Genomic DNA, 13933 nt, shown 5'->3' with positions numbered 1-13933 from the left:
TTCCGGCGATCATGATCTGTGCCGGGATCGATCACCTAATTACTGCCTGTGCTTGTTTGCAGGTGGCTGTCGGCGAAAGATATGCGCAATATCACAACGGAGACCGCGTGCATCGGGTGTTGCTTAAGCAGGGAATTTCTCGATGCGGTTCTCGGAAAGGATGCGCCGATGCGGTAGCCGATCGATGAGGGTCGGCACGCGGTGTTGTAGGTCCGTGGCATGCGTCCCTAGGGGCAATTCGAGTTCATTTCCAGCCAACAGAGCGGCTAAATATTGCCCGAGCGCAGCAGATGCCGAATGTAGAAAACATCTTTCATCCGTCGAGCACTTCAACAGCCATGTCACTATCGACCCTCGCCGAGACTAATGCGCGCGTCGCCGAAAAAGCGATTGTGACGCTTGCCGATCCGCGCTTGATCGCGGGGCGCCAAGCGTTGGAGGCCGCCGACCCGGCGAATGCGCAGCGGCTGCTTGATGAGCTGCTCGCTGAAGATCCGGACAACCCTGTCGTGCTCAATCTGCGGGCTGAAGTCGACCTCCGTCAGCTCAGATATGGTGACGCAAGCGTTTGGTTCGAACGCTGCCTCTCCGCGACGCCGGGCCACCTTTCCGCCCTGCACGGCCTTGCTTATTGTCAGTTTCACCGCGCCCGGCTTGCGGAAGCACGAACCTTGGTCGATCGCATGCTCACATTTGATCCGGTCAATATTCCGGCGCGCTTGCTCAAAGCGGCCACTGCCGCACTTGCGGGCGATAACGCCGATGCAGCGCTGATCTACACGGGCATCCTTGCGGAACGGCCGGGCCATTATCCTTCGCTGCTTGGCCTGGGCCACAGCCTTCGCATCATAGGTCGCGCCGACGAGGCGATCGGCGCCTACAAGGAGGCCCGGCGCGTCAGCCCGGGAAGTTGCGAGCCCTGGTCGTGCCTTGCAAGCCTGAAGACCTATCGTTTCAGCGACGAAGAACTCAACATCATGCTGCGCCTCGACGGTCGGCGCGATCTTCCAGAAGCGGAGCGCATTCATCTCAGCTTCGCGCTCGGCCGGGCATTCTGGGAACGCGGCCTGGATGAGGCGTCCTTCAGCCACTATGCCCGGGGCAACGCACTCTGTCGTGAACAAGCCGGGGAGGATCCCGAAGAGTTCGCTCTGCGCGTCGATCGCTGGATCGACGATTCAATCTCGGCTTTTGCCGCACCGGCAGAGTCACACGCTCATCCGCAAGGTGCGCCCGTCCCGATCTTCGTTGTTGGTCTTCCTCGTTCGGGGACAACCCTTGTCGAACAAATTCTCGGTGCCCACTCAGCGGTCGAGGCGGCAGGTGAATTGCCGCATCTCGCGACCATCGCCCGTCGCCTGATGGACGAAACCACGAACCTAGCCGCAGTTGATCGTGCCGCGCTGGGCGCCGCATATCTCGAGTCGATCGCCGCGCATCGCAAGACGAACAAGACTTTCATCATCGACAAGCTGCCGACGAATTTTCGTAACGTCGCTCTTATCCGGGCAATCCTGCCGCAAGCGCGCATAGTCGACGTGCGTCGCCACCCACTGGCGAGTTGCGTGGCGATGCTACGACAGAATTTTCTCAATCTTCCCGAATATGCGGGGACGATGGCGGATCTCGCCAGGTCAAGAAAACGCTATGTCGAGGCGATGGACCGGTTTGACACCGCCCTGCCCGGTGCGGTCACGCGAATTCGATATGAGGATCTGGTCCGGGATACCGAAACGCAGATTCGGCACCTGATCGCAGCGCTCGACCTGCCGTTCGAAGATGCGTGCCTCGCGTGGCACAGGAGCGGTCAGCCGGTGCGTACGCCGAGCTCAGAGCAGGTACGTCAACCGATCTACCGCGACGCGCTAGAAGAATGGCGGCGGTTGGACCTTTGGTTGGAAGACGCCAAGGTCTTGCTCGCGGCGGAGGTTCAGGAATGGAAGGACTAGTTGCTATAAAAGCGGCAATTTTGTTGGAGAGCGCCGTAAAATATTCGATTACCTACCATTACATATTTTCTATTCAAAGTATTACGGCGCCATTTAAGTTTAATTCACATTAAATTCGCGAAACTCACTCATGGTCATTGCTTAATAGGAGCCGAGGCGCGAATTCTGGCCATTTCTGTAGCACGCCGCCAAGAAATTTATGATCCTCTCTCGGGATTTCACTTTGCCAACGTTGAAGAAGAGACCCACTCTTTGGTGCCGCCATGTCTGGTTTGCCATCCTTGAGTGGCGGATCGGCCTCAGGTGTTGTTGCACCAGACTTAATCCAGCGACACCAGACGAGCGTGTCCAAATTGCGATAGCATGGCGCTCCTCGGGAGAATCCGCCTTCCCTCTCCGCTTGTCGCGTGACATCTAAGAAATCGACGATATCCTCGGGCCGCGTAATGCGTGCAGGTTTTGAAAGATGGAAAGTTGTCTTAATTTCTGCTGAATCTGGGTTAAAAGCTTCGATCATAGCGGTCATGATCGCAGTCAGTACTTGTTCTGAGGCCAATTCATCAGGTATGTCAAAAATATTACAGTAATCTAAATTGCCTAATCCCGAATAGGTCAATTGACTGTATAACCGGCTGTGATCGTCCTTACGGCGATTCCAAAATGAAATAATTTCGTGACCCTCTTTTTCGCTTTCATCGAATAACCTACGCCACTGCAAATCATTCATATCGCTCACCTGCGGCTGCTCTAGCATTTTTTCCCACCGATATTCTTCTCCATGCGGTGAAAATCTTGATAGAATAGAGTCAATAGAACGAATATGAGAGAAAAACTTAGAAATTTGCGCGCGCTTAATATCGTCTGATAGTTCGCGATGACGCCATACTGATCTTACCGCAACGCTTGGCGGCGGATTCTCTTGACTTATGTTCACCCTATTTCCCAACACGCGGCATTGGCAGATTGACAACCGGAATTCCTACCCCACTATCAGTGAACGCGCCAGCAATAATCCCGGTGTCTCTCATCGTTTGCGCAAACCACGCGCCACGGGTACCCGGCAGGCTCATAATTACCGCCTCCTGAGCTGCTCCTTGCGCGATAATTTTAGCTAGAGGTCCAGAAAATAATTCTAACGGCTTGCCTTGATCAGCCTTCGCTTCTTGTAGCAGCGGCCCACTAGGCGTATCCAAGCAGCCATCGAAACTCACTATTCCGCTACTTCGAAATGAGGCTGCAACCGCAAAGTCTTGACCTGGATGGCCCGTCACGAATCCTTGATAAACATAAGGATTTGATCCGACAGCCGAAGAATTATCAGGTACCCAGGTACCAATATTCGAGCACGTCAATCTTTCGCTTTGGGCGATAGCGGCCGTTAGGGTAAGTGCTTCGGGAAGTGCCTTACCATACTCCTTCTGAAGCGCCTTGGGGTCATACACAACCTCGCCCCCTACGAGGGAGACCGGTACATTCAACGATCGAGAAAATGTCCAGCTTGCCCAACCGCCCAATATCGGCTCCGTGGTCAACTTGCGAAATTGCGCCGTGGTTCCTGGGTCTCCGATGCTTCCGCCAGTTTTAGAATATGGATCGGGACCAGTGATTTGAAGTTCGAGATCACTTCCATAAGGCACGGTCACCGTTTGAGGGCGGGGAGTATCGCCGCTCAACAGGGTAAGGGTTCCAAAAACCGAGAAGCGAGCAAAGATAGCCGCATATGGACCAATGCCCTCAATTCCACCCAGAATTGATGATATTCGCAACCCCGACAGCCCAGTTGGGAGGGCGGCTGCGCTCGCATCTTGCAGTAACGCTCCAGCGATTGGGTTACCGAATTGATCGACTGGCTGACCACCGATGGTTCGGAACACGCCGTCATTCATAGGCGGTCCGACTGTGAAGCTGGCACTTCCCGATGCACCGAACGACTGTTGTCGGAAGTCCATCAAGCTGGTCGATGCCAGCCTGTCGTCGGTATATAGATATGGATGCAGTCTCGCCGTCACCACGATATCAGTCACGCTGTTGCCAATTGTCGGCGCAATTCCGGCTGTGGGATTGGCGTTGACCTGATCAGTGGGTGTTGGGGTAGTTACCTGCCCAGGCCCGGCGGTACCTCCGGAAGTTCCCCCACTAGAACCTGTGATTGCCTTACCAACCGCACGGCCAAGCACGCTCCCGATCGCGTCGGGCAGTGCGGCGAGAATATTATCCCCGAAATCCGACCCATCGATCGCGCTGCGGGTGGCGGCATCCGCAATGTCGGTAGCGGCGGTGGTGACGAAGTCGCTGCCGATACCGTGCGAGAAAAAGCCGCTCTTGATCGAGCCGCCAATGGCATTCCCGATTCCCGAGCCGATGCCGGCGGCCGCAACGCCTGCCCAATTGAACTTGTCCTGCAGGCCAGTCGCGACACCGATGCCCTGTGTGATCGTGCTTGCCAGTGCCCCGCGCACCACATCGGTGGCGAACGTCTGCGCCTTGGTCAGAGTGTCGCCCGCAAACATGCTGAACTTGCTCAGTGACGCACCGACTCCGGCGCCAATCCCGGCCATAGCCACCGCCCCCCAGTTAAACTTGTCCTGGAGACCTGTTGCGAGACCGAAGCCCTGACTGACCACACTGCCGGCGACGCCGGCGAGAGCGGCTCCTCCGATCGCCGCGGCCGACCCCGCTGCGGCTGCTGTGGTGCCGCCGTTGAGCAACTGGCCGATAGGCGCCTTGAGAACGAGTGTGACCGCGATGGCTATGGCCATGAGCAAAATCTGGCCGAGAATGCCGCAACCGCTCTTTTTCGGCGGCTGGGGTGTGGTCGGCGACACATTGCCGATCTCGGAGCTGGAATCGTAGGGAGTGAGCGTGCTTGCGTTGTTATGATTGCGCGCGACACCGGCGGGTAGCGTCAGGTGCTGGCCTTCGACCAGCTGCGTGTCGCCGGTTATCCCGTTGGCGTCGGCGATCTTGTACCACAGCGACGAATCGCCCCAGACCTGCTGGGCGATCGAGCGCAGCGTTTCACCGCTGCGCTGCACCACGTAAGACCCGCCCGCGGCTCCCTGGTTATAGGAGTTGATCGGGCCGCCGGAGCTCTCCGCGAAGTCGCTGTAGCTCGAAGCGTAAGAGCCTCCGTTGCGGAACGCGCCGTTCGCCTGATAGGCCTGCCGGTCGTAGATCGACGCGCTTTCGGTCAACTTGCTGGTGCTGTTGTTGCCGACATAGCCGAGCTCCTTGCCGCCGAACCGGTACCAGAGCTCGTGCGGATCACCGCCGGTCTGGTTGGTCGCGTTCCAGTAATTCTGGTCCGCCTCGTCGCGGCGGATGATCTGGTCATCGCCATTGGTAACGTAGCTAACCGTGCGTGAGCGCCCGTCATAGATTGACACCGAGGCGAGTGTGCCGCGCCCATCATAGCTGAAATAGGTATTGTTCGTGGTCGACTGGCTGGTGTTGGGCTTATAGGCAATCGCACTCTGCTGCGCGCTGCCCCACCACACATAGCTGTTCGTGGTCGATGAGCTGTTCTGGTAGCTGCCGTTTTTGTAGTTGGTCGTACTAACCGAGCCGACAGCGCCCATCAGATACTCGCCGGTCGACGATGTCTGGGAGTAGCTATTATACGACATGTAAGAGTTTGTCGTGTAATTCTGCTCGTACTTAAGGGTCGTCGTCGTGTCCGACTGCAGGAAGCCGTTATAGGCATAGCTGGCCGTGCGCGAATAGGTCACCGTGCTGCCGGAATAGTCCGACTGCGCTACCTGGCGGCCCAGCAGATCATAGGTGAAGACGGAGCTGACGGGCGTTGAACTGGTCGCCGCCGGCGCCGACGGGATCGACGAGGGGGCTGTGTACAGCCCAGTCGTCGGATTATAGACTTCGTAGGCCGCCGCCCCCTGGGTGATCTTGATGTCAGCGAGCCGGCCCGCGCCGTCATATTCGTCGTTCTCGCGGGTTTCCGAATAAGAGCCCGGATAATAGCCATAATAAGAGGTGTAGGAACCGGGCGTGTAGTCGGTGCGGATCGCGGCGACGCGCTCGCCCGCTGCGTCATAGAGATAGTCCTGACCTCCCGCGACTGAGCCCGAGCTCATACCGCGCACGATTGTCGTGCCGGTGGCGCCTGCTGTGCCGGATAGCATGCCCTTGTCGGTAACCAGCTCGTTCCTGCTATCGTAGCGGAACCAGTAATTGTCGGTCGCGGTGGAACTGACCGCGCCGTTGCCATCGAGCACCGCGTGGGTCGAGACTGTGTTGCGGATATTGCCCACGGCATCGTATTTCTCGGTCAGCGACGCAGTGGGCAAATAGCTCGTCGCGGCCGCGTTCATCACGGTGAGGCGGCCGAGCGCATCATAGGTCGCGGTCTCGTTGACCAATGTGTAGCTGTACGAACTGGGCGAGCTGTACGTATAATAATTAGAGCCATATTGGATCATCTGGCTCCCGTCGTTATTGGTCACCTCGCTCGTGCGGTTGCCGGCGGCATCATAGCCATAGGTCGTAAGCTTCCGATCGTAGACGTCGCCGCCGACGGTCCCGGTGATCGATGCGGCGGTCGCTATGGTTCCGCTATTGTACCAGGAATAGACGTTGCTGCCGCGGGTCACCATCCGGCCCGCCGCGTCGAATGTCTCACTTACCTGATGGCCACCCAGATCCTGATTGAAAACTTCGCGGTTATACAGATCCCGCTTTGAGATCGTCGTGCGGCTGTTGGCGTAGGTCGTGGTCTCTGTCCATCCGCCGAAATTGGTGGCGGTGCCATTGATGGACGTGCTTAGCGTGCCGTCCCAGGCGTAAGCGGTCGTGGTGACGTAGCCGGAGAGGTCGGTCTGGCCAATCACGCGCCCGAGCGCGTCATAGTTCGACTTCTCAAGCTGCAACACGGTGTACGGAGCGCCGTAATAAGAGCTATAGCCAGTGTAGTTATATTCGTTGTTGCCATGCTGGATGCGTTGGCCAAACTGGTCGTAAACATATGTATCGATGAGCCGCGTTGTATCATCGGATGCGCTGGAAACATTCGTCGCGCGATTATGCTTGTCCTGGACCAACTGACCCAGTCGGTTGTAGCTGTTCTCCTCGACATGCATGTAAGGTGACGCCGAGTTGTAGAGTTCGTCGCGAATGACTCGCGCATCGCCCATGATATCGTAGAGGACCTGTTTCTTGCTGCCATCGGCGTGGAACTCGGCCGCAACGAGCGCCTGACTCTTGTCGTAACCACTGCCGGCAAGCAGCGCGTAAGAGATGAGATTGCCGGTATTAGCCGCTTTGCTATAGGCCGTTGCTTGGGTATTCGCGGACGTGCCGTAAGTGCCATTGGCGTCCCGCGTGCCAATCTGCCGGCCGGCAAGGTCGTAATAGTCGTCTTCGGAGGGCTTCGCCCAAATGTCGAGCCCGTTCTCGAGCGTGATCGACACCGCCGGGCTTTCCGAACGGATCTTCCGGCCCATGGTGTTATAGGTATAAGTCATGGTCGAGCCGCGCGCATCAGTCTCCGTCGCGACGTCGCCGAACGCATTATAGGTGCTGTAGGTGTTGAGAGTCTGATTGGTGACCGTGCCCGACAGGTCGCGCCCTTCCTGGATCATCTGTATCGCGAGATTGCGCTTGTCATAGACGGTGTAGGTGCCATCGACATTCGCTTGACTGACCAGGGCGAGCGCGCCGGCAAAACCGGTCGAGCTGGTGAAGCTCGCGCCGGCGGACGTGATTGCCGCTGTCTGGTTGCCCGCACCGTCATAGGCGTAGAATTTCCAGACTCCGTCACCCGAGGTTGTACCGACGAGGCGACCGGCGGCGTCGAACTGGTTGAAAACTTGGTAGAGCGCGGAGCCGGCATTCATGCCAGAGGCCGAGTTACTGCCCGTACCCTGGGCCGTCACCTCGCCAAAATTATTATATTGATAGCTGAAATAGCCGACCCGCTGCAACGTACCGCCGATCGTCGAGTAGATCGACTGGCCGAGCGTCCGCCCGCCAAGATCATAGGTAGTGGTCTGGGCTTCGGCCACCGTCGTGGTAGAGGTGGTCGAGGCCGAGGAGTCGGAATTGATCAGTCGGTTATAGGCGTCCTTCTTGGTCCGCCCCATGACATCATAGAAATATTGATGGACATTGCCTTCGGCATCGGTCGTCGACAACAGCCGCCCGCCTTCACCGTAGCGATGGGTCGTGACCCGCTGCAGCGCCTGATAGGTGCCCGACGATGTGCCCGCCTGGGTTGAGGTAATGAGATCGCCGACCGCGTCATAGGCATAGGAAGTGACAGGCGTCACCGTCGTGCCGTTGGCGTCGCTGAACGAGGCACGCTGCTCACTGGTGAGGCGACCGTCGCTGTCATAGATATAGGTCGCGATCGCGCCGGTCTCGCTGGGTTCGGTCTTGGTAAGCACCTGGCCCAGCGCGTTATAGGTGTAATTGATGATCGAGTCGGTGCCGGCCGCGGTGAGCGCACCGGTCGATGCGTTGATCGTCCAGGCGACGACGCCTGTGCGCTTTTCCTGCGTGCGGTTGCCGTTGAGGTCGTACGAGAAAATCGTCGTGCGATCATCGCCACTGGTGGCGACGCTCGGCGCGGCGGCGAGCGTCGGGGTGCCGGTAAATTTGGTAGCGAAACGCGTCTCGTTCGTGACGTTCCCCTCGGCATTATAGGCCCAGGTCGTGAGATAGCCCTCGGCGTCGAGTTGCGCGGACTTGTGGCCCTGCGCATTGTACCAGCTCCAGGTCACCGCCCCGTTGGGAGCAGTCAGCTTCACGACATTGCCGTCGGCGTCATATTGATAGGTCGTGGTCAGGCTGGCCGTCGATGTCACATAGCTGGTGCCGTTCCAGCTTCCGGTGGTGAAGGTGTTGCCTGTCACGCTGACCACCACGCTCGTCTGCATACGGTTCAGCGCATCGAAGGTAGCGTCGGTCTCGCGATAGGTGCCTGAGGGCGCCGCTGGTACGGCGCCCCCGGTTGCCGGGGTGGTGGCGGAGCCATTCGCGTCGTAGACCTTGGTCGAGGTCAGGTTGCCGTTGGCGTCATATCCATAAGCGGTATAAACCCATTGCGACGCTGCAAGCTGGCGAATCTCGGCCACCTTGCGGTCGAGATCGTCATAATAGGAATAGGTGGCGGCACCCCCGGCATCGACCGCGAGAATGACATTGCCGCGCTTGTCATAGGTAAATTGCTCGGTCGGCGTCGTGCTCGATACAGTCACCATATCGTCGGCGATGACCGTGACCGCATCATGGCTGATCGAAGTCTGCCGGTTGTTGGCGTCATAGTTATAGTTCGTGGTGCGCAGAGCGGTCACCGAACCGCCAACGCTGGTCGCATAGCCTTCGATCTGCTGCTTCACATTGCCATAGCCATCATAGCTGTAGGTTATGACATTCTCGGCGCCGGCCGTGGTCGTTCCCGTCACCAGGGTGCCGCCGCTATAGTTGCCGCTTGCCTGATAGTTGGTGGTCGTCGCCGCATAGCCCTGACGGATCAGGCGGCTCAGCCGGTCGTAGACATAGTTGGTAACCCCGCCCAGCTTGTTGGTGATCGAGGTTCGGTCGAACAGATTGTAGGTGTAGCTCTCGACATTGTTCAGCGCGTCCGTGCTGGTCAGCACCCGGCCGGTCTTGTCATAGGTGAAACTGGTCGTCGCGGCCGTTCCGGTACCCGTCGGCACCGTCCCCATCGCCGGGGTTCCGGTCAGCGCGGTCATATAGCGCGTGACCGAGGCAATATCGTTGAAGATCGAGTAGCTGGTGGTTGTGAGATACCCCAGCGCATCCCGGGTCGCGATCGCCCGGCCCAGTTTGTCGTACCAGCTATAGCTGAAGTTGCCATTGGGATCTTGCGTGCGCCAGACCTGCCCGAACGCATTATAGTCGTAGGTGGTGACCCCGCTCAGCGCGTTGGTGACGGTCTTCACCCGGCCGTCGAGATCATAGGTATAGGTGGTGGCATTGGTACGCGCGTCGGTCGTCGACGCTGTGAGCCCGCGTCCGTCATAAGAGATGCTCGAGCTGGCCTGTTCGGTCGTACCGACCGCGTCGATCGTCTGTATCGCCCTGCCTGCGGCATCATAGGTCGTGGTTGCGACCGACTGCTCCTGGGCGTTGCCATTGGCCGCTCGCGTCACGGTGTTCACCAGCGAGCTGGCGCCGTGATAGCTGTAGCTTGTGTAATTGCCGAGGCCATCGGTTACACGCGTCGTTCGCCCAAGCGAGTCATATTGCCAGGAACGGGTCTCGGTCGCGCCGCTGAGCGCGGCCGCGACCTGAGCATAGGTTGTCGTGTCATTAGTGGTGATCGCCGTGGTCCAGCGTGTCGTGCCGACGAGCTGGCCCTTCGCGTCAAAGTCGCTGCGGGTGACATAGCCTTCGGCATCGGCGCGATAAGCCGCCTCCCCACGCGCCGTATACCAGGTGCGTGTGACGCGGTTGCCCGTGTCAGCGCCATGTGTTGAATTGAAGAAACCGAGCTCGCCGGGGGTGGGAGTCCACGTCCCAGTCCAGGCACTTGCGAACTGAACCTCGCGAATGACATTGCCGAAATTATCGTAGGTGTAGCTCGTCACCTGGTTTGTCGGACTCATCGTATAGGCGAGCCGTCCGACACTGTCATACTCATTGTAGGTGATCCGATTGCCCGTGCTCGACTCGAGCGTGGCGGCAAGGGACTGGATATTGGCGAGCTTGTAGTTGGTGGTCGCCGCCATGTAACCGTCATAGACGATCTGGCGCGACACCTTGTTGATGTCGTCGGCATAGGTATAGCCAGTCACGCGGCCCTTGGCGACGCCGGCCACGGTGACTTCGTCGACCTGATATCGCAAGAGGTCGCGGGCATCATATACGAAATGGCTGATCCGATCGTCTGATGACGTGCCCACATAGCCCTGAAGCGCGGTGAAGCTGCTGGTCGCCCGGTTGCCGGCCGCCACCTGCGTCGCGGACGCGATCGTCGTGATCAGCCGGCCCGCCTTGTCATAGATGTTTTGGGTCAGATAACCCTCGCCATCGAGCTTGCCGATGAGCAGACCGTCCTTGTCGTAAAAGGAGCGCGCGACGAGGTCTCGGGTGGCGTCGGCCGTGGGTGTCACCACCGCGCTCGGCGCCGAGCCGTTGATGTATCCCGCGACGGTCGTGCCCGAGACTTTGTTATAATAGGCAATGGTCTGCTGCAGCCGACCCGAGGCGTCGTAGGTTGATATCGTGGCGGACCCGTCACCCGCGATCGTCTCCAGGACCCGGCCCTCGGCATCGTAGACCACCCAGCTCGCCGTATCCTGCGTGCTGGCGGTGGGGCGGATCGCGTTGACGTCGATGATCGTGTCGGGATTGGCGAGGGCGGTCAGGTTCGTTGAACTGATCGTGTTGTGGTACTGGATCGTGCCGACCAGGCGGTTGTCGGCATCGTAGCGATATTCGGTAAGGTGACCCTCGTTGTCGACATCGCCGGTATGTCGGCCAGCCCGGTCATAGATCGTGTAGGTCTTCAGGCCAGTCGCATCCGTCGCGACCCGCACCCGACCAAGCTTGTCATAGGCATAGGAAGTCGTGCCGCCAGTGGTGTTCGAACCGCTGTCGACCGAACTGATCAGATCGCCCGCCTTGTTGTACGTGCGCACCGTCGTGTAACCCGAGGCCGTCGTCACCGTTGTGGTGGTTGACGGATCGTTGAATGCATAGGTCGTCGTGCCGCCATTGATGTCGGTGGCGGTCAGCATTCTGCCCATGCCGTCATAGGTGTAGGAGGTGGCGCCCGTCCCACCCGTGCCGCCATAGTTTCTCGTTGAGAGGAGCTGGCCGGCCTGATCGTAAGTGATATATTTGATCTCGCTGCCGTCGCTCCCCGTCGCAGGAGGACCACTCGAATTCGAGGTGGTCGCCCCGAACCGAACTGTCGCCGCAAGCGCGCGCCGGCTGTCGTAGCTATAATAGTCGGCCGACACCCGTGCAGTATCCGATATGCCGTTCCGCCAGGTCGTCATGTCGGTCTCGGTGGGCGTGCCCGCGGTCGTATAGAGATCGTCGGTATATTCGTAATGGGATAGGACCACGTCCTGGACGGGGCCACTCCCGAACTTGTGAAGCCATTCCTGGACGCGCCCTTCCGGGCTGATCTGGAAGCGCAGATTGCCGTTGGCATCATAGACGTAGCGCGTCGTCTCGGAGACGCTCGAACCAGTCTGGTCGATGCCGGTCCGTGTCTCGCTCAACACCTCATTCAGATTGTTGAAGGTGCGTGTGGTGGTGCTGAGAACCGTACTGGCGAATGTGTCGACGATGCTTGTCGCCATGCCGTTGGCGGTAAAGGCTGAGTATGTCGTGACCCTGCCGAGTGCATCGGTGACCGACGTCACGTCACCATTGCCGTTATAGGCGAACTGGACGGTCTGCTGCGACGCCCCCGCATAGGCAGGCGGCGCCGTGATTTTGGTCAGGTTGAAATTCGCGTCATAATCGAGCCGGGTGACCTGACCTGTGGGGTCCGTCACGGTCGTGTACCCGGTATTGTAGGTCAGGCTGGTAACTCGGGTGACGCCAGTCGACGCTGTCTGCGTCAGGGTGGTGACCCGGCCCGAGCCGTCGTAGACGATTGCCATCGCCGAACCATCGGTCTCGACGATGGTCGCGACCCGCTTCGAGGTACCATCATAGGTGTAGGTCGTGACGTAGGTCTTGCCGTCACTGATGCTGTTGTCTCCCGGCGACAGGTCAACGGTGACGGTGGTGAGGCGGTTCGACCCATCATAGCCGTAGCGCGTGCGCGTCAGCGTCTTGGCGGTGCTGGTCGCGAGATCGGTATAGCCGGTGGTGATCTGGGTGATGTTGTTGCCCGACCAGCTATATTGCTCATACTCGCCGTTCGCAGTGGTGACCTTGTCGAGCAGCGCGCCCGAGTAGCTGAAGGTCAGCGCGTTGCCCTCGGTATTGGCGACATGAGTGATGCGCCAGTTGTCGGTGCCGTACGCCTCGTAGGTCTCGGTAAACTGGCTGCCGCCATCGGTCCATGTCCACACCCCGCTCGACGACGTCAGCTTGTCGTACGCGCCCGCACCATCCGTCGCCACATAAGCCGAGGCCGTGCTGTTCCAGGTGTACACTATGTCCGAGCCATCACCCGAGGTGCGGCTGATCGTGCTGCCGGCGGTGTTGAGCGTGCCGGTCAGGCCGTGCACACGCCGATCGGTCGACTGGCGCCAGTTATCGCCATTCTCGTCGGAGAAATTGCCGAGACTGTTATAGGTCCGCGCGATCGCCGAGTCCGGCCCCACGCCGACAAGAAACTCATCACGCTGGCTGATCAGGAAATTGCCGTTCGCAGCATTGACCGACAACTGCTCGCCTGAACGCCCAAGCGCGCCCGATCCAAGCAAACCCGCTGAGCCCAGCTGAGCCAGCGACCCGCGCTCGAACCCCGAACCCAACCCCGTGAAGATCGATACCATCGCCGCAATCCCCGACCATCTGAAATCGGGAGCGCGCACCACTGCCACTACCGATCATCAGCTAATCGGGAGATCGGAGGGTCAGTTTAGTCTTTTATTTCCGATGCCCTGACTATTTCTTATAAGATATTGAAGTACAAATAAAAATATCGATCGGCGTCGCCACCACCGTGACCCACGCTAGATGCCTTTCACAATCCCTGGATCGCTCTGCCAGCCCGCCCGGTTGTGAATCGGCCTGCAATATTGACCCCGTTCGGGGCTGATCGGCTTCCAAAATTGACCCCCTGAACGGATGCGGTTCACGCCTCGTCGCTTTGCGGCGGAGGCGCGTGGGAGATGCTGGTCGTGGAGACAGTGGCGCGCATCCGGCGCGAGTTTTTCGTGAAGGGCAAGTCGATCAAGGAGATCGTGCGGGATCTGGGCGTGTCGCGGAACACGGTCAGGAAGGTGCTGCGCTCTGGGGAGACGGCGTTTGCAGCGCGACATTCAGGATGAGAGTCGCGCGACAATCAAGATGAGAATCGGTAGTGGGGTGTG

At 59.0% G+C, this 13933-nt stretch carries 4 protein-coding genes; 2 read left to right on the top strand and 2 right to left on the bottom strand.

The window, feature by feature from the left end; genetic code table 11:
- Positions 1-290 precede the first annotated feature (290 nt).
- The gene (locus tag ABD050_RS05695) at positions 291-1949 is read left to right on the top strand and encodes a tetratricopeptide repeat-containing sulfotransferase family protein (protein WP_343888267.1); all 1659 of its coding nucleotides are present in this window, start codon (positions 291-293) and stop codon (positions 1947-1949) included.
- A 124-nt stretch (positions 1950-2073) separates the two neighbouring features.
- Here ABD050_RS05695 and ABD050_RS05690 read toward each other — a convergent pair whose 3' ends face one another.
- Entirely contained in the window at positions 2074-2883 is an 810-nt protein-coding gene (locus ABD050_RS05690) for a hypothetical protein (RefSeq protein ID WP_343888266.1), read from the bottom strand.
- A gap of 1 nt (position 2884) precedes the next feature.
- Positions 2885-13393 carry a LysM peptidoglycan-binding domain-containing protein gene (locus ABD050_RS05685; protein WP_343888265.1) on the bottom strand — a complete coding sequence of 3503 codons (10509 nt, stop codon included), beginning with the start codon at positions 13391-13393 and terminating at the stop codon, positions 2885-2887.
- Positions 13394-13732: 339 nt separating this feature from the next.
- On the opposite strand from ABD050_RS05685, the gene ABD050_RS05680 reads away from it, so the two are divergent.
- Positions 13733-13891, top strand: a complete 159-nt coding sequence (locus tag ABD050_RS05680; RefSeq protein WP_425542415.1) for a hypothetical protein — start codon at positions 13733-13735, stop codon at positions 13889-13891.
- The last annotated feature ends 42 nt before the right edge of the window (positions 13892-13933 follow it).

Origin of the sequence: Sphingomonas oligophenolica (assembly GCF_039522915.1) — a bacterium.
Lineage (GTDB): Bacteria > Pseudomonadota > Alphaproteobacteria > Sphingomonadales > Sphingomonadaceae > Sphingomonas > Sphingomonas oligophenolica.
Note: the sequence above shows the minus strand (reverse complement) of the source record. Positions and strands in the feature narration are given on the sequence as shown.

Coding starts and splice junctions, on each gene's coding strand:
- ABD050_RS05680 (WP_425542415.1), top strand. CDS start 13,733: ATGCTGGTCGTGGAGACAGTGGCGCGCATCCGGCGCGAGTTTTTCGTG.
- ABD050_RS05685 (WP_343888265.1), bottom strand. CDS start 13,393: ATGGTATCGATCTTCACGGGGTTGGGTTCGGGGTTCGAGCGCGGGTCG.
- ABD050_RS05695 (WP_343888267.1), top strand. CDS start 291: ATGCCGAATGTAGAAAACATCTTTCATCCGTCGAGCACTTCAACAGCC.